This window comes from Allofournierella sp., assembly GCF_017889395.1.
Classification (GTDB): Bacteria; Bacillota; Clostridia; order Oscillospirales; family Ruminococcaceae; genus Allofournierella.
In genome coordinates, this window is sequence record NZ_JAGHKE010000011.1 from 1 (window position 1) to 25,454 (window position 25,454).

The following is a 25,454-nucleotide window of genomic DNA, read 5'->3' on the forward strand; positions in this document are numbered from 1 at the left end:
TTGTCCTTCAGGATCTCCATGGCCTTGGCATGGGCGGATTTGATCAGCTCCAGGACCTCCTGGTCGATCTTCTCCGCGGTGCCCTCACTGCAGGCCAGCGAGGCGTCGCCGCCCAGATACTGGCTGTTCACGGTGGCCAGGGCCATCATGTCGAATTCCTTGCTCATGCCCAGCCGGGTGACCATGTTCCGGGCCAGCCGGGTGGCCTGCTCAATGTCGTTGGCTGCACCGCTGGTGTAGCTGCCGAAGATCAGCTCCTCGGCCGCACGGCCGCCGGTGAAGGTGGCGATCTTGTTGAAGGCCTCCTCACGGCTCAGCAGGTTGGTCTCCTCCTCGGGCACCTGCAGGGTATAGCCCAGTGCGCCGGAGGTGCGGGGCACGATGGTGATCTTGGCCACCGGGGCGCTGTTGGTCTGCTTGGCTGCCACCAGCGCGTGGCCGATCTCGTGGTAAGCCACGATCCGCTTTTCTCTGGGGTTGAGCACCTTGTTCTTGCGCTGGTAGCCCGCGATGACGGTTTCCACCGCTTCCATCAGGTCGCTCTGGTTCACGATGCGGCGATTCTGCTTCACCGCCCGCAGCGCGGCCTCGTTCACCATGTTGGCCAGCTCGGCACCGGAAGCGCCGCTGGTGGCCCGGGCAATGGCCATGAAGTCCACGTTCTCGTCCACCATGACCTTTTTGGCGTGCACCTTCAGGATGGCGGCGCGGCCTTCCAGGTCGGGCAGCTCCACCGGGATGCGCCGGTCAAACCGGCCGGGGCGCAGCAGGGCTTTGTCCAGAGTCTCAGGCCGGTTGGTGGCCGCCAGGATGATAACGCCCTTGCTGCCGTCGAAGCCGTCCATCTCGGTGAGCAGCTGGTTCAAAGTCTGCTCACGCTCGTCGTTGCCGCCGCTGATGCCGGCCGCGTTGTCACGGCTCTTGCCGATGGTATCGATCTCATCGATGAACACGATGCAGGGGGCCTTCTCCGCCGCCTGCTTGAATAGATCGCGCACACGGGCCGCGCCCATGCCCACGAACATCTCCACGAATTCGGAACCGGCGATGCTGAAGAAGGGCACGCCCGCCTCACCGGCGACGGCTTTGGCCAGCAGGGTCTTACCGGTGCCCGGAGGGCCCACCAGCAGCGCGCCCTTGGGCAGGGTGGCGCCGATGCTGTTGTACTTGCCGGGATTATGCAGGAAGTCCACGATCTCGGCCAGGGCTTCCTTGGCCTCATCCTGCCCGGCCACGTCCGCGAAGGTTTTGCCGGTCTGGGCCTCCACATACACCTTGGCATTGGATTTGCCGAAGCTCATGGCGTTGGGGCCGCCCATCTTTTTCATCATGAAGCGCATGAGCAGCTGGCCCAGCAGCACCATCAACAGCACCGGCAGCACCACGCTGAACAAAAGATTCATAATGGGCGAGGTCTTGGTGGGGATCACACCGCCGTATTCCACCTCACCGCCTTCCGGGTTCTTGGCTTCCAGCAGCCGCTCCACCCGGTCCGGGTCATTGACCAGTGCGGTCTGATAGATCCGCTCCCGGCCGTTTTCGTCCTGTGCCTGGTAGGTGATGGTTCCGCTGGAGGCATCCTCCTGCACCACGCTCACCTTGCCCTCCTCCAGATCGGTGACGAAGCGATTGTAGCTCACCTCGGTCACCGAACCGCGCATAATGTTGGGGAACACCAGCGCATTGAGCAAAAGCAGGATCAACACCGCGGCCACGTAGTAATAGATCAGTGCCTTTTTGGGGTTTTGGGGTCCTGTTGTTTTCATATTCACTCCGCCTTTTTCAAGTGGTATCAGTTCAAGTCTACTATTCTAGGATACATTCCCGATATGAAGAATATATGAACGTTTCTAAAAGATTTCGCGCGTGATTCAGGGCAGCTCCACTTCCCCCAGTTCCAGGGGTGTTTCGCCGTAGGGGTCCAGGGTAATTTGCAGGGTTTTTGTCTCCAGCTCCTCCGGGTCTACCTCCAGAATCAGCTCCACATCCCCGATGCAGCCCACCGGCACGCAGGGCTCTTTTTCCAGCGTGATGCTCTCGTCCCAGGGGTCCCACACATCCACCGCATATTCATGGCCCTTCGCCGGGCGCACCCCCAGATTCCATCCGGCCACATAAACATCCTGGTCGCTGTTGTTGGTGAGCACGAAGCGCAGGCGGTAATATTCATACCCCTCCTCTGCTCCTTCCGGCTGCACCGGCTCGATCTGCACCCCGTCCATGGCGGCATACCAGCCGGGCGCGGTGCTCAGTGCGCTCAGGTACATGGCACCCCAGATGCCGGTTCCCAGAATGGCCAGCACCAGCAGACCCGCCAGCACCCAAAGGCCCATTCCCTTCCGGGTATCCTCAATCATCGCCGGTCACCTCCTGGTCAAACTGCACGGCCACGCCTGCCGCCTGCACGCTTTCGGTGTTGTAGTCCTCATTCTTTTCCAGCCAGTGCAGCCAGAGGGTGCCCTCGCTCACGGATTCCGGCACCAGGAAGTATACCCAACCCTCTTCCATGCCGGGGCCGCACAGCTCGTAGCCCTCCAGTGCCCGCATGGCCCATTCCGGATGCTCCTGCTCCAGCTGGTAGCTGCCCAGGCTGGGATAGTACACCCCGCCGCATTGCAGATAGAACGCCCCATCGCAGTCCCAGGCGGCTTCGTTCAGAACGCCCAGGCTCACCGACGCCCGCACGATCTTTTCCCCCTGGGCGATGCCGGTGATCCGGCCCAGGTCCTCGCCCTGTCCGCCCACCTTTACGGCACGCTGATACGGCCCGAAGGCAAAGCTCTCATCCGCCTGCTGCATGCTCTGCTGCGCGTCCGGCACATAGACCGCGTTCCGCCATTCCAGCTGACGGCCCCGCAGCCAGAAAAATGCCCCCTCTGTCAGCAGTACCACCAGCAGCAGTACACAGAGCACCAGTGGCAGCAGTCTTGCCGTGCCTGCGCTTTTCTGCTCCGGGAGCTGACCCGAAAAGCCGTCCGGCTCCTGCCAGGGCTCCTGCTCCGGCATTTGTGCGTTCCAGGCATCATATTCCGGTGCGTTTCGCTTCATGGTCCCCGCCTCCTCTTCCGGCACATGCCCCGCCGGGGCAGCCGGTTTTCGTTTTCTTTTATTATACCGGTTTGAACAGATTCTGTCAGCAAAATGCATAAAGAAAACGCCGCCGGTGTTAACCGGCGGCGTTTGAAAAAGCGGGGATTTCGCGCTTACAGAGTGGAAATATCGATCAGCTCCACGTCGTCCAGGGTGGCTCCGCTGCGCAGGGTCTCCACCAGCACCTTGGCGGTATCGATGGCGGTCAGGCAGGGCACGCTCAGCTCCACGGCCTTGCGGCGCATCTTCACGCTGTCCAGATCCGGGTCACGGCCATGGTCAGAGGTGGAGATCACGTAGTCCACCAGACCGCTTTCCAGCAGGTCCAGAATGTTGGGATGCTCGTCGCTGATGCGGCGCACGGTGTTGCAGGCAATCATGTTGCTGTTCAGGGTCTTGGCGGTACCGCTGGTGGCATAGAGCTTGTAGCCCATGTCCTTCAGCTGCCAAGCGGTGTCCAAGATCTCCAGCTTGTCCGCGTTCTTCACGGTGATCAGGCAGCAGCTGCCGCTGCGGGGCTTCTGGAACTTGTAGCCGGCGCCCACTAGGCCCTTCAGCAGAGCCTCGCTGAAGGTGCGGGCGATGCCCAGCACCTCGCCGGTGCTCTTCATCTCGGGTCCCAGCTGGGTGTCCACGCCGTGCAGCTTCTCAAAGCTGAACACGGGCACCTTGACAGCCACATAGGGAGCGTCGGGACGGATGCCGGTGCCCCAGCCCATATCCTTCAGCTTCTCGCCCAGCATGCAGCGCACGGCCAGCTCCACCATGGGAACGCCGGTCACCTTGCTGATGTAGGGCACGGTACGGCTGGAACGGGGGTTCACCTCGATGACGTAGACCTGGTTGTTGTACACCACATACTGGATGTTCACCAGGCCCACCACCTTCAGCTCCTTGGCCAGGCGGCCGGTGTACTCCACCATCATCTGCTTGATGCGGGGAGACAGGGTGCGGGGCGGGTAAACGCTGATGGAGTCGCCGGAATGGATGCCGGCGCGCTCCACGTGCTCCATCATGCCGGGGATCAGGTAATCCTCACCGTCGCAGATGGCGTCCACCTCACACTCGGTGCCCATCAGGTACTTGTCCACCAGAACCGGGTTCTCCATGTCGGTGTGCTCGGCGATGATGGCCATGTACTCGGTCACGTCGTCCGGACCGTAGGCGATGATCATGTTCTGACCGCCCAGCACATAGCTGGGACGCAGCAGAACCGGGTAGCCCAGCTCGCTGCCCGCGGCCAGGGCCTGCTCGGTGGTGAAGACGGTGTGTCCCTTCGGGCGGGGAATGCCGCAGCGCTCCAGCAGCTCGTCGAAGCGCTCACGGTCCTCGGCCTCGTCGATGGCGTCCGCCGGGGTGCCCAGCAGCTTCACGCCCAGCTCGGTCAGGTGCTTGGTGAGCTTGATGGCGGTCTGGCCGCCGAACTGAACCACGCAGGCCCAGGGCTTCTCGGTCTCCAGGATGTTCTCCACGCTCTCGGGGTCCAGCGGGTCAAAGTACAACCGGTCGCCGGTGTCGAAGTCGGTGGAAACGGTCTCGGGGTTGTTGTTGGCGATCACGGCCTCGTAGCCGAACTTCTTCAGGGTCCATACGCAGTGTACGCTGCAGTAGTCGAACTCGATGCCCTGGCCGATGCGGATGGGGCCGGAGCCGAAGACCAGCACCTTCTTCTTGTCGGTGGGATGGTCGGCGATGAACTGAGCGGCCTCGTTCTCCTCGTCAAAGCTGGAGTAGAAGTAGGGAGTGCGGGCGGCGAACTCGGCGGCGCAGGTATCCACCATCTTGAAGCCGGCGCGCAGACGGGCGGGCAGCTCGGTGCAGCCGCTGATGCGCTTGATGGCCTTGTCGGTGAAGCCCTGGCGCTTGGCCAGCTTGTACAGCTCCATGCTCATTTCGCCGGCGGCCAGACGCTTCTCGGTGTCGGCCAGCTTGGCCAGCTTGGACAGGAACCAGTAGTCGATCTTGGTGGCGGCGTAGATCTCCTCGAAATCAAAGCCGCGCTTGATGGCCTCGAACACCACGAAGCTGCGGTCGGAGTCGCAGACATGCAGCTTCTGACGGATCTCCTCGTCGCTGCACTCAGTCAGCGCGGGCAGGTCCATGGTATCCAGGCCCAGCTCGATGGAGCGAACCGCCTTCATCAGGGCCTCCTCGAAGCTCTGACCGATGGCCATGACCTCGCCGGTGGCCATCATCTGGGTGCCCAGGTCCTTCTTGGCGTAAACGAACTTATCGAAGGGCCACTTGGGGAACTTGACCACGCAGTAGTCCAGCGCGGGCTCGAAGCAGGCGCAGGTCTGGCCGGTGATGTCGTTGGTGATCTCGTCCAGGCTGTAGCCGATGGCAATCTTGGTGGCAACCTTGGCGATGGGGTAACCGGTGGCCTTGGAGGCCAGCGCGGAGGAGCGGCTCACGCGGGGGTTTACCTCGATGACCGCGTACTCGAAGCTGTCCGGCTTCAGGGCGAACTGGCAGTTGCAGCCGCCCTCGATGCCCAGCTCGGTGATGATGCGCAGCGCGGAGGAGCGCAGCATCTGATATTCCTTATCGGACAGGGTCTGGCTGGGAGCCACAACGATGGAGTCGCCGGTGTGCACGCCCACGGGGTCGAAGTTTTCCATGTTGCAGACGGTGATCACGTTGCCCTTGCCGTCCCGCATCACTTCGTACTCGATCTCTTTCCAGCCGGCGATACACTTCTCGATCAGCACCTGATGGATGGGAGACAGGCGCAGACCGTTGGTGCCGATCTCACGCAGCTGGGCCTCGTCCTCACAGATGCCGCCGCCAGTGCCGCCCATGGTGAAGGCGGGGCGCACGATCACGGGGTAGTCGATCTCCTTGGCAAAAGCCAGAGCGTCGTCCAGGTTCTCCACCACCTTGCTGGGGATGCAGGGCTCGCCCAGCTTCTCCATGGTGTCCTTGAACAGCTGACGGTCCTCGGCCCGGTCGATGGTCTCGGGCTTGCAGCCCAGCAGACGCACGCCCTCAGCCTCCAGGAAGCCTTCCCGGGCCAGGGTCATGGCCATGTTCAGGCCGGTCTGGCCGCCCAGGTTGGGCAGGATGGAGTCCGGCTTTTCCTTGCGGATAATGCGCTTGATGACCTCGGGGGTCATGGGCTCCACATATACCCGGTCGGCGATGTTGGGGTCGGTCATGATGGTGGCGGGGTTGGAGTTCACCAGCACCACCTCGATGCCCTCGGCCTTCAGCGCACGGCAGGCCTGGGTGCCGGAGTAGTCAAACTCGGCCGCCTGGCCGATGATGATGGGGCCGGAGCCGATCACCAGAACTTTTTTAATGCTCGTATCCTTTGGCATGGCTCAGCAGCCTCCCTTCATCATGTCCACAAATTCATCAAACAGGTAGTCGGTATCCTTGGGGCCGCCGCAGGCTTCCGGGTGGAACTGCACGGTGAAGCAGTCCATGTTGTTGTAGCGGATGCCTTCCACGGTGCCGTCGTTGGCGTTCACGTGGCTCACCTCGCCCAGGGATTTGTCCAGGCTGTCGCCCACCACGGCATAGCCGTGGTTCTGGCTGGTGATGTAGGTGCGGCCGTGGGCCAGATCGGTGACCGGCTGGTTCACACCGCGGTGACCGTATTTCAGCTTTTCGGTCTTGGCGCCCTGAGCCAGCGCCATCAGCTGATGGCCCAGGCAGATGCCGAAGATGGGCAGGCCCAGCTTGGCGATCTCTTTCAGGTTCTCGATGATCTCCACGTTTTCCGCCGGGTCGCCGGGGCCGTTGGAGAGCATGATGCCGTCCAGACCCATCTCCTTGAGCTGGCTGGCGGTGGTGGTGGCGGGCACAACGCTCACCTTGCAGTCCCGCTTGACCAGGCTGCGCTGGATGTTGTTCTTGCAGCCGAAGTCGAACAGGGCCACGTGGTACTTGCCGCCCTCGTTGAGCACACAGGTCTCGGTGCGGGTCACGTTGGCCACAGCCTCGGTCACGTTGTACTCCCGGATGGCCTTCATCAGGGCCTCGTCTGCCAGGGCCTCCTCGGCGGTGGCGTACTCGGTGGTGAGCGCGCCGTTCATAACGCCGCTCTCACGCAGCAGGCGCACCAGGCTGCGGGTGTCGATGCCCGCCAGGCCGATGATGTTCTGCTCCTTCAGGTACTGATCCAGAGTCTTCTTGCAGCGGAAGTTGCTGGGCGCGTCGCACAGTTCGCGCACGATATAGCCAAAGGCCCAGATGCGGCCGGACTCCGCGTCCTCGCCGTTGATGCCGTAGTTGCCCACCAGAGGATAGCTCTGGGTGATGATCTGACCGTAATAGCTGGGGTCGGTCAGGGTCTCTTCGTAGCCCACCATGCCGGTGTTGAACACCACCTCACCCACGCGGGTGCCGGTAGCGCCGAACTGCTGGCCTTCCAGCACGGTTCCGTTGGCCAAAACCAAAAATGTTTTCAAGGCTCTAATCCCTCGCTTTCAGCGTTGTTGCAAAATGGTTGCCCTTGCGTGACAAAGGCCGGCCCGGCCGGGCAAAAAAGCACCCAGTCGGGCTCAGAAAAGTGATCACAGGGTCTGCTTTGCCTGCTCCTTCATCTTGCGGCTGCCCAGGTGCACCAGAGGCAGCTTGCCCTCCTTGCAGATGGGGCACTCCTCGGGCAGGTAGTTGGGCAGGTCCAGCTTGGCAGCGCTGGCCAGGATGGGAATGGGAGAGGGAGCTTCGGCCTTGGTGCGGTCCACCACGCAGACGATGCCCAGGCACTCGCCGCCGGCCTCTTCGATCACGCGCTTGGTCTCCAGGCTGGAGATACCGGTGGTCACCACGTCCTCGGCGATGATGCACTTCTCGCCGGGCTTGATGGCGAAGCGCTTCAGGGTCATCACATTGTCCACACGCTCGGTGAAGATGGCGCGCTTGCCCAGCTGGCGGCCCAGCTCGTAGGCGTACACGATGCCGCCCATGGCGGGTCCGACGATCAGGTCAATGTCCATATCCTTCAGCTGCTCGGCCACGTTCGCCATTACCTTGGCGCACTGGTCGGGGTACTGCTGCAGGAAAGCCATCTGGCAGTAGGCGCTGGAGTGACGGCCGCTGCTCAGCAGGAAGTGGCCCTCCAGAAAGGCTTCGCACTCTTTCAAGATCTCGATGGTGTTGTTCATGATAACCTCTCCTCTACTCTATCTGAAAACAATTGATAACTGTTCTGCCTTCGGCAGTTTTTATACCGCTGGTTTTAAATCAGCCAGATTTTACACGTGGGCACAGCCGCGGATCTCGTCCAGAGTCTCTACCCCGTGGGCTTCCATCCAGGCGGCGATCTCGTCGGTGATGGTCTCGCAGGCGCGGGGATTCATGAAGTTCGCGGTGCCCACCTGCACGGCGGTGGCGCCCGCCATGATGAACTCCAGCGCGTCGGCACCGGTCAGGATGCCGCCCAGGCCGATCACCGGCACGTTCACCGCGCCGCAGACCTGGTAGACCATGCGCAGGGCGATGGGCTTGATGGCCGGGCCGGACAGACCCGCGAAAATATTGTTGAACACCGGACGGCGCTTTTCCAGATCAATGGCGCAGGCCTGGAAGGTGTTCACCAGGCTCAGCGCGTCCGCGCCCGCCTCCACGCAGGCGGCGGCCATCTGGCAGATGTCCTCGGCCTGGGGGCTCAGCTTGACAATCAGGGGCTTTTTGCAGACCGCCCGCACCCGGCTGACCACCTCTTTGGCGCTGTCGGCCTTGATGCCGTAGGCGATGCCGCCCTGCTTCACGTTGGGGCAGCTGATGTTCAGCTCCACAAAATCCACGCTGGTGGGGTTGAGCAGCTCGGCGCCCTTCTCGTAGTCCTCGATGCAGCCGCCGCCCAGGTTGGCCCAGATGGTGGTGCCCAGGGTCTCCATCACCGGCAGCTCATGGTCGATGAAGTGCTGTACACCGGGGTTCTGCAGGCCGATGGAATTGATCAGGCCGCTGGGGGTCTCCAGCAGGCGCTCGCCCTGGTTGCCCGCCTTGGGGATCAGGGTGATGCCCTTGCCGCTGATGCCGCCCAGCTTTTTCAGATCCACCATGCCGGCGTATTCCTCGCCGAAGCCGAAGGTGCCGGACGCACCCACCACCGGGCCAGCCATTTCCTTGCCCAGCAGGTTTACCTTCAGGGATACGCTCATGCGCCGAACACCTCCTTGGAATCAAATACAGGGCCTTCCTTGCACACGCACTTGCCGCCGGTCTCGGTGTGGCAGGTGCAGCCCAGGCAGGCGCCGATGCCGCAGGCCATCTTGCGCTCCAGGCTCACGATGCAGCGGGTGCCCGCAGCGTCGCAGAGCTTTGCCACCGCCCGCATCATGGGATCGGGACCGCAGCAGAGCACCAGGTCGTATTCCTCGGGCTTGAGCAGCTGGGTCACAAAGCCATGGAAACCGAAGCGGCCGCTGTCGGTGGCCAGCTGGACCTTGCCGCACACCTGGGTGAAGCGGTCCATGCCGTAGGGCTCGTCCCGGAAGCCGCAGAAGTAGTCGGCCTTGGTACCCGCGGCGCACAGCTCCTTGGCCAGCTGGTACAGGGGGGCGGTACCGATGCCGCCGCCCACCAGGGCCACCCGCTTGCCCACGGCCTCGGCCACGTTGAAGCCGTTGCCGGAGGGACCCACCAGGCTCAGGGTGTCGCCGGGATTCAGAGCAGCCAGCTTTTCGGTGCCCTTGCCCCGCACCTCGTACAGAAATTCCAGGGTGGCCAGCTCAGGATCATAGGAATGCACGCTGATGGGGCGGCTCAGCACCGGGGCCACATCCGCGGGCCAGCAGCGCAGCATGAAGAACTGGCCGGCTTTCGGGGCCTTATCCCGCCGGGGCCAGCTCACGCTCATCAGGCGGATGGTATCGGTCAGGCACTGGTGATCCAGAACCTTTACATCACAGGCGATCGCAGGCATTCTTGATGGCCTCCTTCATGTTCACGCACTCGTTGTAGGCAGCCTGAGCGAATTCCACACCGGGCTGCTTCTTGTAGGCCAGCAGTACGCCGCGGCTGGAGTTCACCACGCCGCCGTTGCCGGCGCTCAGGTACTGGGCGATGTCCTCGGCGGTGCCGCCCTGGGCGCCGTAGCCGGGAATCAGGAAGAAGCTGTCCTTATAGCGGGCGCGGATCTCAGCCGCCTCCTCGATGTGGGTACCGCCGATGACCAGGCCCAGGCTGGAGTAACCGTGCTCGCCCATGCAGCTCTTGCCCATGGCGTTCAGCTTGTCGCCAACCATATCGTATACGTGGCGGCCGTCGGCCAGCTTCTCGTACTCAAAGTCCTTGGCGCCGGGGTTGGAGGTGCGCACCAGTACGAACACGCCCTTGCCCTTCTCTTCCACAAAGGGCATGTAGGGCTTGATGGAATCCAGGCCCATGTAGGGGGCCAGGGTGATGAAGTCGGCCTCGAAATCGCCCTCGAAGTGAGCCTTGGCGTACATCTCGGCGGTCTTGGCGATGTCGCCGCGCTTGATGTCGGCGATCACCGGCACGCCGGTGGCTTTCACGTAGTCCAGGGTCTTCTTGTAGGCGTTCAGGCCGTCCAGACCCAGGCTCTCGTAGTAAGCGATCTGCACCTTGAAGCAGCCCGCCACAGACTTGGTGGCGTCCACAATGGCCTGGTTGAAGCGAACGATGTTCTCACCGGCAGTGAGCTCAGCCTTGGCAAAGCCCTCCGGCAGATAGGAAAAATCGGTGTCCAGTCCCACGCACACCGGGCCGCGGGCAGCAACAGCTTCGTACAGCTTGTCCATATTGGTCATTGTGAACCTCTCCTTTTCATCTTCATCTTTGGTCCGGCAGAGCCGGTTTTTGTTTTCGTGTTCAAGTGCGAGGATTCTTTTCCTCTATTATAAAGGATAGCGGCGCTTTTCGCCAGACTCAGCGCTGGTAAGTCACGCGCCCGCCCCGGATAGTCAGATCCACCCGGCCGTAGAGCGTTGCGCCGTCGAAGGGGGTGTTGTGGCTCTTGGAGTGCATGGCGGCGGCGTCCACCACATAGGGGGTGTCCAGCTCCACCAGAGTCAGGTCGGCGTCCATGCCCACCTGGATGGCGCCCTTGCCTGCAAGACCCAGGATCGCCGCCGGGAAGCGGCTCATCAGCGCCTCCAGGTAGTACAGATCCAGGCCCTGCTCCCGGCACAGCTTGGTGTAGCACACGCCGAAGGCGGTCTCCAGACCGATCATGCCCGCCGCGCCGTTTGCCTTATCCTCGGCAGAGTGAGGGGCGTGGTCGGTGGCGATGGCGTCCACCACGCCGGTGCGGATGGCCTCAACCAGGGCCTCCACGTCCTCCGCCTGGCGGATGGGCGGGTTCACCCGGTAATCGGTGTCCGCAAACCACAGGTGATGGGGGGTCACCTCGCAGGTGACCGGCACGCCCCGGCGCTTCGCGTCACCGATGGCGACCACGGCTTCCTTGGTGCTCACATGGCACATGTGCAGCCGGGTGCCGTAGTATTCGCTCAGGTGCAGATTGCGCACCGTCTCGATGTTCTCGGCCAGGCGGTAATCCCATTTGGAGATCTCCATATCCTCGGCGTGGCTCATCAGCACCAGATCCCGCTGGGCGCAGATGGCGAAGGCCTTGGCCATCACCTGATTGTTCTGCACGCCCTTGCCGTCCTCGGTGATGAAGCGCAGGTCCTCGGGCAGGCTCTTCAGGTGGTCCAGGGTGTGGCCGTCGAAGTTCTCGGTGATGGAGATGGTCTGGTTGGCCCCGCAGATGCCCAGACGCTCGGCCTCATCCATCACGGCGTGGGCCTGCGCGGCGCTGGAGCACACCGGCTTGGTGTTGGGCATCAGGTTCACGAAGGTGTAGCCGCCCGCAGCCGCAGCCGCGCTGCCGGTGGCGATGTCCTCCTTGTATTCAAAGCCCGGGGTGCGCCAGTGGCAGTGCAGATCGATGAAACCGGGCAACAGGGTGCGGCCGGCGGCGTCGATCACCTCTTCCCCATGGGCAGGCATATCCTGCATCAGGCCTGCGATCTTGCCGTCCCGGATCAGTACATCCACCTGGGTCCCATCCGACAGTTTTGCGTTTTTGATCAGCATCAAAGCGCCTCCTCTCAGCGAAAAAAGCTTAAAAAAAATGACTCTTCCCAAAAAAGGAAAAGTCAAACAAAGACCCCTTGCGCCAGCAAGAAGAATACCGAAGCCAGAACAAATGCAAACTGCTTGCCGATCATCTTGCTCATGGTTCCGCCTCCTTGCCGCCGGCACAATTTAAATCGTCTGATTTTACCACAGTTCGCACGGCTTGTCAAGACAATTGTCATATTCTGCCGAGCGAAAAGGGCGGCCTCTCAAAAGAAGCCGCCCTTGCCTTCATTTCGCCTGTTCCCCGGGCGTGCCGATCTGGCGCAGCGCCTTGCGGAACTGGACGCTGAACAAGATCACCGTGAAGGTCACAGCCAGCGCGTCCGCCACCGGCTCGGCCATATAGACCGCCATGGTCTTGTCCGCCGGGAAAATCCGAGGCATCAGATAGATCAGCGGCACCAGCAGCACAAACTTGCGGGTCACCGCCACCGCGATGGAGGCCTTGGCATAGCCCAGCGAGGTGAAGGTCATCTGGCAGGCGATCTGCGCGCCGAACACCAGCAGCACCGCGCAGTAGCAGCGGATGGCCGGGACGGCAAAGGCGATGAGCTGCTGATCCGAAGTAAATACTCCGGCAAAGGTCTGGGGGAACAGCATCAGAAACGCCCACAGCACCACCGAGTAGGTCAGACTGGTGCGCAGCAGAAGGAAGTAGGCCTTCTTCACCCGGGAGGCATTGCCCGCGCCGTAGTTGAAGCTCACGATGGGCTGCGCACCCTGACCCAGCCCCTGCAGCGGCAGCAGCGCGAACTGCATCACACTGGTGAGGATGGTCATGGCGCCCACCGCCAGGTCGCCGCCGTATTCCCGCAGCGAGGTGTTGAAGCACACCGAGATCACGCTCTCGCTGGCCTGCATGATAAAGGTGGCCAGACCCAGCGCCACACAGGGCAGGATCACCGCCGGGCGCAGGATCATGTTCCGGGGCCGGATGCGCCAGATGGTGCGCTTGCCCAGCAAAAAGCTCACTACCCACGCACAGCTCACCGCCTGGCTCAGCACGGTGGCCAGAGCCGCGCCCCGCACGCCCATGGAGAAGCCGAAGATGAAGAGGGGGTCCAGCACGATGTTGCACACCGCGCCGATCAGCACCGACAGCATACCCGTTTTGGAAAAGCCCTGGGCAATGATGAAGGAGTTCATGCCCAGCGTGAGCTGCACGAACACGGTGCCCAGCGCGTAGATGTCCATATAGGCGGTGGCATATCCGATGGTGTTTTCGGTGGCGCCGAAGGCCATCAGAATCGGCCGGTTGAATACCAGCAGCACCCCGGTGAGTACTGCCGACACGATCAGCAGCAGGCAGAAGCAGTTGCCCAGAGCCTGCTCGGCGGATTCGTTGTCACCCCGGCCCATGGCGATGGAGGCCCGGGGCGCACCGCCCGCGCCCGCCAGCATGGCAAAGGCGGAAACGATCATGATCACTGGCATGCAAACGCCCATACCGGTGAGGGCGTAAGCTCCCTCGCCGGGGATGTGCCCGATGTAGATGCGGTCCACCAGATTGTACAGCATGTTGATCAGCTGGGCCACCACCGCCGGGGCCGCCATCTTCACCAGCAGCCGGCCCACCGGCTGAGTCCCCAGCTGGCTTTTATCCTCATTCATTCCCGTTGCCTCCCTTTTCCGAAAGATTCTTCACGATCCGCCCGTACAGGGCGGCAAAGCACTCAGCGTCCCGGGGAGAAAAGTTCCGGAAGGCCTGTTCCCAGAAGGTCTGCTGCGCTTCCAGCAGCTGGGGCAGCAGCTGTTCCGCCGCCTCGGTCAGGCTCAGATGCACCCGCCGCCGGTCCTCGGAATCCTGTCTGCGCTCCAGAAGGCCCTTGCCCATCAGCACCTCCACCGCCTGGGACACATTGCTCTTGGGCAGCCTCCGCAGAGCCACGATGTCCCGGGCGGTATCCCGGCCGGGGTTATTGTGCAGAAAAACCAGAATGTCAAATTCCATCTGAGAAATGCCTACTTTGCGGCAGACCGCCCGGCGCTGGGCATCATAAAAGCGGGTGATCACCCGCAGACCGTTCACCAGCTCCATGTGGTTGTTCACAGCCTCTCGCCCCTTTCCATTTTTGTTTGTTTCGCAAATTGTTTGTTTTTATAACTATTTGCCATTATACTCCTTTTCCCCGGCAAGTCAACACCCCCGGGCAAAGGGAGCCTTCCGGCCCCCTGCCCGAGGGTGTACTTCCATTCTTTATTGTTTCTGTTTGCGCAGGCGGCGGTAAAACAGCCATGCTCCCAGCGGGAACAGCGCCGCCGCTCCCACCGCGGCCCGCAGCGCGGTCTGCTGGGAAAAGCCCGCCGCCAGCAGAGCATCCGCCCCGACACCGGTGAGCCAGCCGCCCAGCGAAGCGCCCAGGTCGCCTCCTGCACTGAGCAGCGCGAACATGGACGCCCCGGCCAGCGGCATCTTACGGGATGCCACCACCAGCGTACCCGGCCACAGCCCCGCCACGAACAGACCGGTGGCAGCGCAGGCCACCACCGCTGCGGCGGGCAATGCGGCCGCCGCCAGATAACAGCCCGCCGCCAGCAGGGCGCTGGCCCCCAGCACCCGGGGCAGGTCCCACCGGTCGCCCCAGAGGCCCAGCAGGGTGCGGCCCAGACCCATCATCAGAGCAAAGCCGCACATGCCCGCCACATCGCCGATCAGCTTGGGGATGCCCAACCCCAGATCCAAAAAGGAGGAGATATACTGGGACATGGTGACTTCTGCCGCCGCTCCGAACACGATAGCCCCCAGCGCCAGCCAGAACACCCGCTGCCGGGCCAGCCCCCGGATGGGCAGCGTTTCCTCCGGCGGCTTGTGGTTCAGCGGCGCACGCAGGAACAGCACCAGATCCGCCGCGGGCAGCAGCATCCACCCCAGCACAACGGCCTGCCAGGGCACGCCCAGCGCCAGCGCGGCGGTGGTCACCAGCACCGTGCCCGCCTGCCCCCAGCAGTACATGGAATGGAGCAGCGCCATGGCCCGGGTCTTTTCCTCGCCGGGCAGCGCATCCACAATGGGGCTGAGCAGCAGCTCAAGCAATCCCCCTGCGCCGGAGAAGATCACCGTGCCCCCAAAAAAGCCCACCAATGGATGGGCCGGAAACAGCAGCGGCGCGGCCGCAAATACTCCCAGCCCCACCAGGCTCAGCACTCCCGCCCCCAGCACAAAGGGCCGGAATCCGTGGCGATCCACCGCCTTGCTGAAGGCCACATCCGCCCCCACCTGGGTCACGAAATTGGTGAGCACCAGAAAGCCCAGCGCTCCATAATTCAGCCCGTATTCCCGCAGCAGCACCGCGAACAGCACCGGGGTCAGGTTGATCAGCGCCGCCTGGGTGATACTGCCCAGATAGCAGGCATACACCGTGGTTTTATAACTGTGCATTTCCTCGTCTCCTTTCCTGAGTTTCCCGCAGACCGCCGCCCGGGTACAAAAGATCCATGGCAAGGCGGGTCAGCCCGGCCAGATAGTCCTGTCGGTATTCCCGGGAAATATGCACCCGGGGCACCGCCTGGGCGGGCAGATACCGCCTGCAGGCCTGCTCCAGATGCCCGGCGCTTTGCAGGAAGGGCGTCTCGTAGACCACCAGCTCCTCCGGGTTCAGAAAGACGCAGGCGCTGACCGCCAGCCGGGCAAAGTAGTCCACCGGGTCCACCCCGGTAAGCCCCCGCAGCGCCGCCTGCTGCATGGTTTCCTCGCCCTGACCGGGCAGATAGCCCACCTCGCCCACCAGACCGGCAAAGCCGCTCAGCGGTCTGCCGTGCACCAGCACACCGCAGCCGGGGCCGTTGTCCGAAAGATGCAGGCAGACCGCGCTCTCCCGGTCCAGCCAGCCCCGCCGGGCCGCCATGCCATAGACTGCCGCCCGCATGTTGTTTTCCACTGTTACAGGCAGACCGCAGGCCGCTTCCAGCTCGGCCTGCAGATTCCGCCCGGCCAGTTCATCATATCCGTCGATGTAGAGCACCCGGCCTTCGGCCACACCGCCGGGCACACCCACCGCCAGCGCAGCCAGCGCGGGATAAGCCCGGCGCAGCCGCTCGGTCACCGCCAGAATGGTGGAAACATATCCGCCCTCCTCCGGCCCGCAGCTGCCGGAGCACACCGGATTGCCCAGCGCGTCCGCCACCGCCCAGCAGAGGGTACCGTCCTCAAAAAAGAGGGTCAGTGCGTAGGCGCTGGCCTCATTGAAGCGGTAGCGCATGGGCCGCCGCCCGCCGGCTCCCGTTTCCAGCCCGGCCTCCAGCACCACGCCCTGCTCCACCAGCTCGTCCACCAGCTTGCCCGCCGTGGGAAAGCTCAGCCCGCAGGCCTCCGCCAGCTCCTGCTTGGTGACCACCCGGCCCTGCCGCAGCACCTGAATCACCTGCCGCTCGTTCGCACTTTTTACCGCCCGGGTAAACATGCGGCCTCTCTCCTCTCATTTTTAAAACAGTTTTAAAATATAGTTAAATCATCGTCTCTTTTGCTTCTCATGTCAAGAAAAACGCCGTCATTCACATAGGAAAGCCCCGGCCAATGGCCGGGGCTTTCCTATGTAGATTTCAGTATTCTATGGTGGCCTGGCTGTGGTTCACCGCCGGTTCATTCCGTATGCTCTCCACATAATCGGCGTAAAAGGTGCCGGATTCCTGCCATACCTCAAACATCGGGTCCTCCCGGTCATAGCGGTCCGGTCTGCCCTGGAAGTAGTCCAGATTCACCTGCGCAAAGAAATCGGCCATCTCCTCGCCGTTTTCCTCCTTCTGCAGCCAGCCAACCACCTTGCCCCGGTTTACCTGGCGGAAAAAGTCCGCTGAGTAGGTGACAAAATCCAGCAGGTTTTCATCGGTGCTTCCCTGTTCTTTTGCCCAGCCGGAAACATCCACCGGCACCGTCTGGTAGTCCAGCTCGTGGGGGCGCACCGTCAGCCGGGCGTACTGGTTGGGCGACACCGCCAGTGAGCCGGTGGCCGCTTCAAAAAAGCCATTCTCGCTTTTGGCGGTGTGCTGCATGTGGATGTGGCCGCTCAGGTTGCAGATCACACCATACTCCTCATACAAAGCCAGCAGCTCCTCTGCGCCGCCCATCACAAAGCCTGCGCTGATCTGCTCGCTGTGGGCCAGCAGGTTCTGGTGGCTCACGGCAATCACCCGGGCACCCGTCTGTCGGGCCTCCTCCAGCTGGGCCTTCACCCAGTCCAGTGTCTCCGGTTCCAGCACGCCCTCGCTGCCCAGCGTGTTCACATCCACCATCAGCACCCGCAGCTCATCGTTCAGCGGGAACACATAGCTCAGGGATTCCTCGTCCCGGGCGCTGGCCCCGTTGTAGCCGAAGTCCGCATATACCTCATCAAACTGGGCCGGCTTCAGGTTTTCCACCGGTTCGTAGGTCTTGCCGGTAAAGCGCACCGCGTAGCCGCTGTTTAGGTCGTGGTTGCCCGGTATTACCAGAACCGGGATGCCCTCTTCGGTAATTTGGCGCAGCTTTTCCGCCAGGTCCAGATGGCTCTGCTTTTCCCCGTTCAGGGTCAGATCGCCCGAGAGGATCAGCGCCGCGGGCTTTTCCCGGATGACCTGCTCCACAAAGGCATCGGTCAGCTCGTCAATGTAGGCCAGCGCCTTGCCGTCACCGTTCAGGATGGTTTTTTCAAAGCAGGCCCCGTGGTCGTTCAGCTCCGGCGAAAGATAGTGAAGATCCGTCGCCAGCAAAATCTTGGTCGGGCGGCCCCGGAACCAGAGGGCTCCGGCCGCTGCCAGCAGCACCAGCAAAAGCGCTGCTGCGGCCAACAGAATGCCTCGTTTTCCTTTCTGTTTCATGTTTCGTTCCTCCTTTCGGGGAGTACACCGCATTTCTCCCCTGCACGCAAAAAAGCAGGCCCTGCCGGAAAGTCAGGGCCTGCAAATGCCGGTTTTTATACCAGATCCGCCACGTGGGAGCGCACCAGCGCGCGCTTGAGGCGGGCCTGGGCCAGCTCCAGCTCGCGGGCGTCGGTGCCCTTCTGACCCAGAACGGTCTCCGCTCGCTTGCGGGAGGCCTCGGCCCGGGCTTTGTCGATGTCTTCGGCCCACTCAAAGGTGGTGGCCACCAGCCGCACCTGGCCGGCGCGCACCGTGAGCATGCCGCCGATGCAGGCGGCCCGGCGCACGGAGCCGTCCTCCAAAGTCACCCGGGCTTCGCCCATGCCCAGCGCTGTAATGTAATCACAGTGGCGGGGCAGGATGCAAACATCCCCGGCGATGGTACGGCAGAGCACCCGGGCGGCGGGCCCGTCGTAGAGCTGGCCGTCCGGCGTAACAATCTGCAGATGGAAGGTGTTCATACTCATTCACCCTGCTTTGCCTTGGCGACCACCTCGTCGATGGTGCCCGCAAACAAAAAGGCGGACTCGGGCAGGTCGTCGTGTTTGCCCTCCAGGATCTCCTTGAAGCCCCGGATGGTCTCCTTCAGCGGAACATACTTGCCCTCCATGCCGGTGAACTGCTCGGCAACGGTGAAGGGCTGGCTGAGGAAGCGCTGGATCTTGCGGGCCCGGTTTACCGTAACCTTATCCTCTTCACTCAGCTCGTCCATACCCATGATGGCGATGATGTCCTGCAGTTCTTTGTAGCGCTGCAGCACCTGCTGCACGCCGCGGGCCACCTCGTAGTGCTCCTGGCCCACCACATCCGGCGAGAGGATGCGGCTGGTGGAATCCAGCGGGTCCACCGCCGGGTAGATGCCCAGCGAGGAGATGGCACGGCTCAGCACGGTGGTGGCGTCCAGATGGGCGAAGGTGGTGGCGGGGGCCGGGTCGGTCAGGTCATCGGCGGGCACGTAAACGGCCTGCACCGAGGTGATGGACCCGTTCTTGGTGGAGGTGATGCGCTCCTGCAGAGCGCCCATCTCGGTGGCCAGGGTGGGCTGGTAGCCCACGGCACTGGGCATACGGCCCAGCAGAGCCGACACCTCGCTGCCCGCCTGGGTGAAGCGGAAGATGTTGTCGATGAAGAGCAGCACGTCCTGGTGCTCCCGGTCACGGAAGTACTCGGCCATGGTCAGGCCGCTCAGGCCCACGCGCATACGGGCTCCCGGGGGCTCGTTCATCTGACCGTAGACGAGGGCGGTCTTGTTGATAACGCCGCTCTCCTTCATCTCGTTGTACAGATCGTTGCCCTCGCGGGTACGCTCGCCTACACCGGTGAATACCGACAGGCCGCCGTGCTGCTTGGCAACGTTGTTGATCAGCTCCATGATGAGCACGGTCTTGCCCACGCCGGCGCCGCCGAACAGGCCAATCTTACCGCCCTTGGCGTAGGGGCAGATCAGATCGACCACCTTGATGCCGGTCTCCAGGATCTCGGTGGTATTCTGCTGCTCCTCGTAGCTGGGGGGATCGCGGTGGATGGGCCAGCGCTCCTTGGCCGGAGGCGCGGGCTGATCGTCCACCGGCTCGCCCAGCAGGTTGAAAATACGGCCCAGGCATTCCTCGCCCACGGGCACGGTGATGGGGCCGCCGGTGTCCACGGCTTTGGTGCCGCGCACCAGACCGTCGGTGCTGCTCATGGCGATACAGCGGGCCACGTTGTCGCCGATCAGCTGGGCCACCTCGGCCACCAGCTTGTGCTCGCCTTCGCCCACCTCGATCGCGTTGAGCAGGTCCGGCAGCTCGCCGTCTGCAAATTTGATATCCAGCACCGGGCCGATGACCTGGGCCACGATGCCTTCGTGGTTATTCGGCATGGATCTATCTCCTTTACTGGCGGGAAAGGCCGTCAGGCCTCGGCGCCCGCCACGATCTCTGTGATTTCCTGGGTAATGGCCGCCTGCCGGGCCCGGTTGTAATGCAGGCTCAGCGAGTCGATCATCTCACCCGCGTTCTTGGTAGCCGCATCCATGGCGCTGCGTCGGGCACCCAGCTCACTGGCCACGGATTCGCACAGCGCTCCGTAAATCAGGCCCGCCAGGTATTCCGGCACGATGGCGTCGTACACTTCCTCGCTGGAGGGCTCGTAGATGGTCAGCCCCCGGGGACCCGCGCCCGGCTCGGGGCGGGAAACATTCAGCGGCAGCAGGCACAAAGTAGCCGGCTGCTGGCTCAGCATGGACACGAAATTGGTGTAGGCCAGGCGGATCTCGTCGTACTCACCGGCCAGAAAGCCCTTGGCCAGCAGACGCGCCATGGAGAAGCAGTCGCTCACCGTCACATCCGCCGCCACCGCGTATTCCTCGGTCACCCGCTGGGTGCCCCGGCGCTGGTAATGCTCCAGCGCCTTTTTGCCCACCGGCAGCACGCAGATCTCCTTGCCCTCGGCCTCGGCCGCCACTGCCTTCAGAATGTTGGCGTTGTAGCCGCCCGCAAGTCCGCGGTCACCCGCGATCACCACATAGCAGGTCTTTTTCACCGGCCGCTTGGCGATGTAGGGGGAAGAAATCTCGGTATTGGAGGCCGCGATGTCGGAAAGGGCCGCGTGGAGCACCTCAAAATAGGGGCGGCTTTTTTCCACCCGCTCCTTGGCGCGACGCAGCTTGGAGGAGGCCACCAGCTCCATGGCCTTGGTGATCTGCATGGTGCTTTCCACGCTCTTGATGCGCAGCTTGATGTCCTTCATGGACGCACCTGCCATTGGGATCTCCTCCTTACTTGGTCTTCAAAAACTCCGTGGTATACTCTGCCAGAGCGGCCGCCAGCGCGGTCTCGGTCTCCTTTTCCAGCTTGCCGCTGGTACGGATGGTCTCCAGCACATCGGGGGCATGGCCGTCCATGTAGGTGTAGAGGCCGTGCTCGTACTCCTTCACGTCCTCCACGGCCACGTCCTTGAGCAGGTCGTGGGTGACGGCGTACAGAATGCACACCTGATGCTCCATGGAAATGGGGCTGTTGCGGTCCTGCTTGAGCACCTCCACGATGCGCTCGCCCTGGGCCAGACGGGCCTTGGTGTCCGCGTCCAGATCGCTGCCGAACTGGGCGAAGCTCTGCAGCTCACGGTACTGGCTGTAGAGCAGCTTCAGGGAACCGGCCACCTTCTTCATGGCCTTGGTCTGGGCGTTGCCGCCCACGCGGCTCACCGAGATGCCCGGGTTCACCGCCGGCATAACGCCGGAGTGGAACAGCTCGGTCTCCAGGAAGATCTGGCCGTCGGTGATGGAGATCACATTGGTGGGGATGTAGGCGGAAACGTCGCCCGCCTGGGTCTCGATGATGGGCAGAGCGGTCAGGCTGCCGCCGCCGTATTCCGGGGCAAGGCGGGCCGCGCGCTCCAACAGGCGGCTGTGCAGATAGAACACGTCGCCGGGGTAAGCCTCACGTCCGGGCGGGCGGCGGATCAGCAGGCTCAGCGCACGGTAAGCCACCGCATGCTTGGACAGGTCGTCGTAGATCACCAGCACGTCCTTGCCCTGGGCCATGAAGTACTCGCCCATGGCACAGCCGGAGTAGGGCGCGATGTACTGCAGCGGCGACAGCTCGCTGGCCGTGGCGGACACCACGATGGTGTAGTCCATGGCGCCGTTCTCGGTAAGGGTATTCACCAGCTGGGCCACGGTGCTCTGCTTCTGGCCGATGGCCACATAGATGCAGAGCACATCCTTGCCCTTCTGGTTGATGATGGTATCGGTGGCGATGACCGTTTTACCGGTCTGCCGGTCACCGATGATCAGCTCGCGCTGGCCGCGGCCGATGGGGATCATGGAGTCGATGGCCTTAATGCCGGTCTGCAGGGGCACCGAAACGCTCTTGCGCTGGATGATGCCCGGCGCGGGAGACTCGATGGGCCGGTACTCCTTGGCGTCGATGGGGCCCTTGCCGTCGATGGGATGACCCAGCGCGTTCACCACGCGGCCGATCATGGCTTCGCCCACGGGCACGCTTACCACCTTGCCGGTGCGCTTGACCACGCTGCCTTCCTTGATGCCCACGTCGCTGCCCAGCATAACGATGGACACCGAGTTTTCCTCCAGGTTCTGGGCCATGCCGTACTCGCCGTTGGAGAACTGCACCAGCTCGCCGCTCATGCACTCCTCCAGGCCGGTGGCCCGGGCGATGCCGTCGCCCACCAGGATCACGGTGCCGGTCTCGCTTTGCTGAATGGAGTTTTCATAGTGCTTGATCTGGGCCTTTATGATCTTGGAAATTTCTTCCGGTTTCAATTGCATCGTTTCACCTTCTCACTTATACCGTGGCGGCCAGGCTGCGGCGCAGTGCGTCCAGCCGGGCCTGCACCGTACCGTCGAACTCGGCGCCGCCCATCTCCAAACGCACGCCGCCCAGGCAGGCCGGGTCCACCTTCACCGCAAGCTGCACCGTTTTGCCGGTGAGCTTGTTCAGCTTTTCGGTCAGAGCCGTCTTCTGGGCCTCGCTCAGCGGCACCGCCGCCACCGCCGTCGCCTCCAGAATACCGTGGGCCTCGTTGTAGCGGGCCCGGTATTCCTTGCGGCAGTCACGCAGGGCACGGATCTGGCCCCGCTCGGTCAAAATCTTCAAAAAATTCAACAGGTACGGCTGGATATGCCCGCGCAGCGCCTCGTCCAGCGCCTGACAGCGCTGGGCTTTGGGCACGCTGGGCAGTGCCAGCAGCTTTTCGTAGTCCGGCCAGGCGGCAAGCAGCGCTTCCACCTGCTCCAGCTCGTCCAGCATTTCGGCCTCCAGCCCTTCCTCGACGGCCAGCTCATACAGCGCGCCGCCGTATATGGTGCCGATCTTGGTCATGAGGCGTCTCCTACCTTCTCGATGAATTCATCGATCAGCTGCTGGTGATCCTTCTCCTGGATCTCCCGTTCCACCACCTTGCTGGCGATGGCCATGGCCATGCCGCCGATCTCGTCCTTCACCTCGTTCAGCGCCTTCTTGCGCTGCTGCTCGATCTCCTCGCCCGCCTTGCGCTTGAGCTCAGCGGCCTGGGCACGGGCGGCGTTCAGTGTCTCCTCGCTGTTGCGGGCGGCGGTCTGGCTGGCCTGATTCAGCAGCCGGGCTGCCTCCTCCTTGGCGCCTGCCAGGCTCTTCTCATATTCCGCCTGCATCGCCTCGGCCTGTTCCTTGGCCTGCTTGGCGTCGGCAAGCATGGCGTCCGCCCTGCGCTGGCGCTCGTTCAAAATCTTCTGCACGGGCTTGAACAGGAAATGCTTGACCAGCAGGGTGAGGATCAGCAGGTTGCCCAGCATGAAAATCATGTGCCAGGGCGTCAGCGTCACCAGGTCTTTAAAAAACTGTTGCAATAGTCATTCCCCTTTCTGGCTGGCTTGCGGGCCAAAATCAGCCCAGCATACCAGTGAACATGCCGGGTGCCACGAAGATCAGCAGCAGGCCGGTCACGAAGCCGTAAATACCGGTGGTCTCGGCGATGGCACAGCCCAGCAGCATGGTGCTGGTCACGTCGCCTTTGCACTCGGGCTGGCGGCCGATGGCGGAGCAGGCCTGACCAACCGCGTAACCTTCACCGATACCGGGGCCGATACCAGCGATCAGGGCGAGACCCGCGCCGATGGCGCAGCCGGCCAATACAATAGCTTTGTCCAACATAATGGTGTCCTCCTAAAACGTTCAAGATAAATTACTTGGTAATATCTGCCCCGGCCGCTGCTTGCGGGCGGCGGAGCGCTTCGATCGCGGCGGTCGGCCGCAATGGAATCCAAAAAGAATCACTCGTCGGTCTGGGCTGCGTTCGCAATATACAGCATGGTCAGCATACAGAAGATGAATGCCTGCATCAGACTGCTGAACAGATCAAAATACACCGACAGAATGGCCGGAATGCCCAGCTGGAACAGCGGGATCAGGCTGAGGATCTCGCCCAGCGCGCCGGGCAGCAGCCCGAACACCGCCTGGCTCAATACCGCCAGCGCCGCGTAGACCAGCGTGCTGATGACGCCGCCGGACATGATGTTGCCGAAATGACGGAACGCCATCGAGATGGGGGTGGCCAGCTCACTGATGATATTGAAGGGGGTGAACACTGGGATGGGTGTGGTAAAGCCCTTCAGATAGCCGCCCACGCCGTTGGTACGGATCTTGGTGTAGGTGATCATCACAAACACCAGCAGCGCCCAGGACAGCTCGGTGGACAGATCACTGGTGGCGGGATAAAGCCCCACCAGGCCGGACAGGCTGCACAGCGCGGAATAGCTGAACAGCGCACCGATGAACGGGGCAAAGTAGGCGTATTTTTCGCCCATGTTGCCGTTCACGAAGTTCTGGCAGGTGGTCACCAGCAGCTCGGCCACCGCCTGCTTTTTGCTGATGTTCTCCACCGTGAGCCCACGGCCCAGCCACCAGCACAGGATGCCGATCAGCGCCAGGATAATCCAGGCGTCCACCAGGCTTGCGGTGATCTGCAGCTTACCCAGAAGCGGTGCCGACCAGCTGGATTCCCAGTAGATCTGCGGGCCGTTGATCGAAACGTTCATTCCTTTGCGTTGCCCCCTTCATTTATGGGCAGCGTACCGCCCTTTTCCTTGTGATACATTCCGGTGGCCTGCATCACCCCGATGGTGAGCCGGGGCATCAGCAGAGGCACAAGCGCCGCCACCCAGTTAAAAAACGGCACGGCCAGCGCCACGATCAGCCACACCACCATCAGCAGCATGCGCATGTTGTAGGAAAACTGCATCCACTTGCGAGCCCGGTCCTCCGGCTGGCCGTCGGCCACCTTCTGCACCGTCAGACCCAGCAGGAAGAAGTTTCCCACCGTGATCGCTCCGCCCAGGATGCCGCTCACCGCCACACCGGCGCTGAAATGCCCCAGAACGGCGAACACCACCAGCATGACCGCCACGCCTGCGGCGGTGCCCAGAGCAATGTGCCCTGTCTCTTTTTTTACAGCAGGTGCTATTTTCATAAAACGCCCTCTCTCTATTGTTATAAATGCCGGTTGAAGGCCGGCGGCGCCTTTTTGCGGGTGGCCTTGCGCTGCATGTAGCGGTAAAAGCCCCACACGCTGGCCGCCGAACCGCCGAAGCCAAGCAGCAGCGCGGGCAGCATCACCCATGCGGGCAGCCCCGCCCGGGCCGAAAGCCACCAGGCGGCACCGGCGCATAAAAGCGGCGGCGCAGTGACCGAAACGCCCAATTGGGTCAGCCAGGCAACATCCTGCATGACTTTCATCCAGCTCTTCACCGCGCCGCTCCTTTCGCCGGTCTTATATTGCAAATCCGGCAAACAATTGTATCCATAGTATAACAAAAATCCTTCTTAAGAACAATAATTTTTCGCTTTATTTTATTAAATCTTTCATCCACCTTATAATATTTTTCATGTATATTTTGCAGGGTTTGTTCTTTTTCCCGCTCTGTGTTATAATATATACTGCCCGTGCTGTGCGGCCGGGTTTCAGCTGAGAAAGGCGGTATCTGC

At 62.4% G+C, this 25,454-nt stretch carries 25 protein-coding genes; all 25 read right to left on the bottom strand.

Annotation, left to right across the window (positions count from 1 at the left end; translation table 11 throughout):
* Positions 1-1,766, bottom strand: a 1,766-nt coding sequence (gene ftsH / locus J7G73_RS02270) for an ATP-dependent zinc metalloprotease FtsH (RefSeq protein WP_291245067.1), incomplete at its 3' end; no start/stop codon positions are given.
* A gap of 105 nt (positions 1,767-1,871) precedes the next feature.
* Positions 1,872-2,357, bottom strand: coding sequence for a hypothetical protein (locus tag J7G73_RS02275; protein WP_291245068.1), 486 nt, complete (start codon positions 2,355-2,357; stop codon positions 1,872-1,874).
* Positions 2,350-3,048 (bottom strand): hypothetical protein, encoded by a 699-nt coding sequence (locus J7G73_RS02280; protein ID WP_291245069.1) that lies wholly within the window; start codon positions 3,046-3,048, stop codon positions 2,350-2,352. Before J7G73_RS02280 ends, J7G73_RS02275 begins: the two co-directional genes overlap by 8 nt.
* Positions 3,049-3,203: 155 nt before the next feature.
* The gene (carB, locus tag J7G73_RS02285; protein ID WP_291245070.1) at positions 3,204-6,410 is read right to left on the bottom strand and encodes a carbamoyl-phosphate synthase large subunit; all 3,207 of its coding nucleotides are present in this window, start codon (positions 6,408-6,410) and stop codon (positions 3,204-3,206) included.
* 3 nt (positions 6,411-6,413) lie between these two features.
* Positions 6,414-7,505 (bottom strand): carbamoyl phosphate synthase small subunit, encoded by a 1,092-nt coding sequence (locus J7G73_RS02290; protein WP_291245071.1) that lies wholly within the window; start codon positions 7,503-7,505, stop codon positions 6,414-6,416.
* A gap of 105 nt (positions 7,506-7,610) precedes the next feature.
* Positions 7,611-8,204, bottom strand: coding sequence for an orotate phosphoribosyltransferase (gene pyrE / locus J7G73_RS02295; RefSeq protein ID WP_087295583.1), 594 nt, complete (start codon positions 8,202-8,204; stop codon positions 7,611-7,613).
* A gap of 90 nt (positions 8,205-8,294) precedes the next feature.
* Positions 8,295-9,206, bottom strand: a complete 912-nt coding sequence (locus J7G73_RS02300) for a dihydroorotate dehydrogenase (RefSeq protein ID WP_291245072.1) — start codon at positions 9,204-9,206, stop codon at positions 8,295-8,297.
* Positions 9,203-9,970, bottom strand: coding sequence for a dihydroorotate dehydrogenase electron transfer subunit (locus J7G73_RS02305; RefSeq protein WP_291245073.1), 768 nt, complete (start codon positions 9,968-9,970; stop codon positions 9,203-9,205). Before J7G73_RS02305 ends, J7G73_RS02300 begins: the two co-directional genes overlap by 4 nt.
* Positions 9,951-10,817: an orotidine-5'-phosphate decarboxylase gene (gene pyrF, locus J7G73_RS02310; RefSeq protein ID WP_291245074.1), complete on the bottom strand. Its 867-nt coding sequence runs from the start codon at positions 10,815-10,817 to the stop codon at positions 9,951-9,953. The genes J7G73_RS02305 and pyrF overlap by 20 nt, the downstream gene beginning before the upstream one ends.
* Before the next feature lie 118 nt (positions 10,818-10,935).
* Positions 10,936-12,108 carry a dihydroorotase family protein gene (locus tag J7G73_RS02315; protein WP_291245075.1) on the bottom strand — a complete coding sequence of 391 codons (1,173 nt, stop codon included), beginning with the start codon at positions 12,106-12,108 and terminating at the stop codon, positions 10,936-10,938.
* 273 nt (positions 12,109-12,381) lie between these two features.
* Entirely contained in the window at positions 12,382-13,764 is a 1,383-nt protein-coding gene (locus J7G73_RS02320) for an MATE family efflux transporter (RefSeq protein ID WP_291245076.1), read from the bottom strand.
* Positions 13,757-14,203, bottom strand: a complete 447-nt coding sequence (locus J7G73_RS02325) for a MarR family transcriptional regulator (protein ID WP_291245077.1) — start codon at positions 14,201-14,203, stop codon at positions 13,757-13,759. The genes J7G73_RS02320 and J7G73_RS02325 overlap by 8 nt, the downstream gene beginning before the upstream one ends.
* Before the next feature lie 147 nt (positions 14,204-14,350).
* A complete protein-coding gene (locus J7G73_RS02330) occupies positions 14,351-15,532 on the bottom strand; it encodes a sugar MFS transporter (RefSeq protein WP_291245078.1) in 1,182 nt (393 codons plus the stop codon).
* Positions 15,519-16,553 carry an ROK family transcriptional regulator gene (locus J7G73_RS02335; RefSeq protein ID WP_291245079.1) on the bottom strand — a complete coding sequence of 345 codons (1,035 nt, stop codon included), beginning with the start codon at positions 16,551-16,553 and terminating at the stop codon, positions 15,519-15,521. The genes J7G73_RS02330 and J7G73_RS02335 overlap by 14 nt, the downstream gene beginning before the upstream one ends.
* Before the next feature lie 139 nt (positions 16,554-16,692).
* On the bottom strand, positions 16,693-17,946 hold the full coding sequence (locus J7G73_RS02340) for a metallophosphoesterase (protein WP_291245080.1): 1,254 nt from the start codon (positions 17,944-17,946) through the stop codon (positions 16,693-16,695).
* A 95-nt stretch (positions 17,947-18,041) separates the two neighbouring features.
* Entirely contained in the window at positions 18,042-18,449 is a 408-nt protein-coding gene (atpC, locus tag J7G73_RS02345; RefSeq protein WP_087295601.1) for an ATP synthase F1 subunit epsilon, read from the bottom strand.
* 2 nt (positions 18,450-18,451) lie between these two features.
* Entirely contained in the window at positions 18,452-19,849 is a 1,398-nt protein-coding gene (gene atpD, locus J7G73_RS02350) for a F0F1 ATP synthase subunit beta (RefSeq protein WP_087185212.1), read from the bottom strand.
* Between the two features lie 32 nt (positions 19,850-19,881).
* Positions 19,882-20,733 (bottom strand): ATP synthase F1 subunit gamma, encoded by an 852-nt coding sequence (gene atpG / locus J7G73_RS02355; protein WP_291245081.1) that lies wholly within the window; start codon positions 20,731-20,733, stop codon positions 19,882-19,884.
* 13 nt (positions 20,734-20,746) lie between these two features.
* Positions 20,747-22,261 carry a F0F1 ATP synthase subunit alpha gene (atpA, locus tag J7G73_RS02360; protein ID WP_291245082.1) on the bottom strand — a complete coding sequence of 505 codons (1,515 nt, stop codon included), beginning with the start codon at positions 22,259-22,261 and terminating at the stop codon, positions 20,747-20,749.
* A gap of 16 nt (positions 22,262-22,277) precedes the next feature.
* On the bottom strand, positions 22,278-22,814 hold the full coding sequence (gene atpH, locus J7G73_RS02365; RefSeq protein WP_087295607.1) for an ATP synthase F1 subunit delta: 537 nt from the start codon (positions 22,812-22,814) through the stop codon (positions 22,278-22,280).
* On the bottom strand, positions 22,811-23,320 hold the full coding sequence (atpF, locus tag J7G73_RS02370; RefSeq protein ID WP_291245083.1) for a F0F1 ATP synthase subunit B: 510 nt from the start codon (positions 23,318-23,320) through the stop codon (positions 22,811-22,813). The genes atpH and atpF overlap by 4 nt, the downstream gene beginning before the upstream one ends.
* A 37-nt stretch (positions 23,321-23,357) precedes the next feature.
* Entirely contained in the window at positions 23,358-23,624 is a 267-nt protein-coding gene (gene atpE, locus J7G73_RS02375; RefSeq protein ID WP_058963458.1) for an ATP synthase F0 subunit C, read from the bottom strand.
* A gap of 119 nt (positions 23,625-23,743) precedes the next feature.
* Positions 23,744-24,508: a F0F1 ATP synthase subunit A gene (locus tag J7G73_RS02380; RefSeq protein WP_291245084.1), complete on the bottom strand. Its 765-nt coding sequence runs from the start codon at positions 24,506-24,508 to the stop codon at positions 23,744-23,746.
* On the bottom strand, positions 24,505-24,939 hold the full coding sequence (locus tag J7G73_RS02385; protein ID WP_291245085.1) for an ATP synthase subunit I: 435 nt from the start codon (positions 24,937-24,939) through the stop codon (positions 24,505-24,507). Before J7G73_RS02385 ends, J7G73_RS02380 begins: the two co-directional genes overlap by 4 nt.
* Before the next feature lie 20 nt (positions 24,940-24,959).
* Positions 24,960-25,259, bottom strand: coding sequence for an AtpZ/AtpI family protein (locus J7G73_RS02390; RefSeq protein ID WP_291245086.1), 300 nt, complete (start codon positions 25,257-25,259; stop codon positions 24,960-24,962).
* Between the last annotated feature and the right edge of the window lie 195 nt (positions 25,260-25,454).

Excerpts from the sequence above, each read along its gene's own strand:
- J7G73_RS02275 (WP_291245068.1), bottom strand. The coding sequence starts at position 2,357 with ATGATTGAGGATACCCGGAAGGGAATGGGCCTTTGGGTGCTGGCGGGT.
- J7G73_RS02280 (WP_291245069.1), bottom strand. The coding sequence starts at position 3,048 with ATGAAGCGAAACGCACCGGAATATGATGCCTGGAACGCACAAATGCCG.
- carB (WP_291245070.1), bottom strand. The coding sequence starts at position 6,410 with ATGCCAAAGGATACGAGCATTAAAAAAGTTCTGGTGATCGGCTCCGGC.
- pyrE (WP_087295583.1), bottom strand. The coding sequence starts at position 8,204 with ATGAACAACACCATCGAGATCTTGAAAGAGTGCGAAGCCTTTCTGGAG.
- J7G73_RS02300 (WP_291245072.1), bottom strand. The coding sequence starts at position 9,206 with ATGAGCGTATCCCTGAAGGTAAACCTGCTGGGCAAGGAAATGGCTGGC.
- J7G73_RS02305 (WP_291245073.1), bottom strand. The coding sequence starts at position 9,970 with ATGCCTGCGATCGCCTGTGATGTAAAGGTTCTGGATCACCAGTGCCTG.
- pyrF (WP_291245074.1), bottom strand. The coding sequence starts at position 10,817 with ATGACCAATATGGACAAGCTGTACGAAGCTGTTGCTGCCCGCGGCCCG.
- J7G73_RS02315 (WP_291245075.1), bottom strand. The coding sequence starts at position 12,108 with ATGCTGATCAAAAACGCAAAACTGTCGGATGGGACCCAGGTGGATGTA.
- J7G73_RS02320 (WP_291245076.1), bottom strand. The coding sequence starts at position 13,764 with ATGAATGAGGATAAAAGCCAGCTGGGGACTCAGCCGGTGGGCCGGCTG.
- J7G73_RS02330 (WP_291245078.1), bottom strand. The coding sequence starts at position 15,532 with ATGCACAGTTATAAAACCACGGTGTATGCCTGCTATCTGGGCAGTATC.
- J7G73_RS02335 (WP_291245079.1), bottom strand. The coding sequence starts at position 16,553 with ATGTTTACCCGGGCGGTAAAAAGTGCGAACGAGCGGCAGGTGATTCAG.
- J7G73_RS02340 (WP_291245080.1), bottom strand. The coding sequence starts at position 17,946 with ATGAAACAGAAAGGAAAACGAGGCATTCTGTTGGCCGCAGCAGCGCTT.
- atpC (WP_087295601.1), bottom strand. The coding sequence starts at position 18,449 with ATGAACACCTTCCATCTGCAGATTGTTACGCCGGACGGCCAGCTCTAC.
- atpD (WP_087185212.1), bottom strand. The coding sequence starts at position 19,849 with ATGCCGAATAACCACGAAGGCATCGTGGCCCAGGTCATCGGCCCGGTG.
- atpG (WP_291245081.1), bottom strand. The coding sequence starts at position 20,733 with ATGGCAGGTGCGTCCATGAAGGACATCAAGCTGCGCATCAAGAGCGTG.
- atpA (WP_291245082.1), bottom strand. The coding sequence starts at position 22,261 with ATGCAATTGAAACCGGAAGAAATTTCCAAGATCATAAAGGCCCAGATC.
- atpH (WP_087295607.1), bottom strand. The coding sequence starts at position 22,814 with ATGACCAAGATCGGCACCATATACGGCGGCGCGCTGTATGAGCTGGCC.
- atpE (WP_058963458.1), bottom strand. The coding sequence starts at position 23,624 with ATGTTGGACAAAGCTATTGTATTGGCCGGCTGCGCCATCGGCGCGGGT.
- J7G73_RS02380 (WP_291245084.1), bottom strand. The coding sequence starts at position 24,508 with ATGAACGTTTCGATCAACGGCCCGCAGATCTACTGGGAATCCAGCTGG.
- J7G73_RS02385 (WP_291245085.1), bottom strand. The coding sequence starts at position 24,939 with ATGAAAATAGCACCTGCTGTAAAAAAAGAGACAGGGCACATTGCTCTG.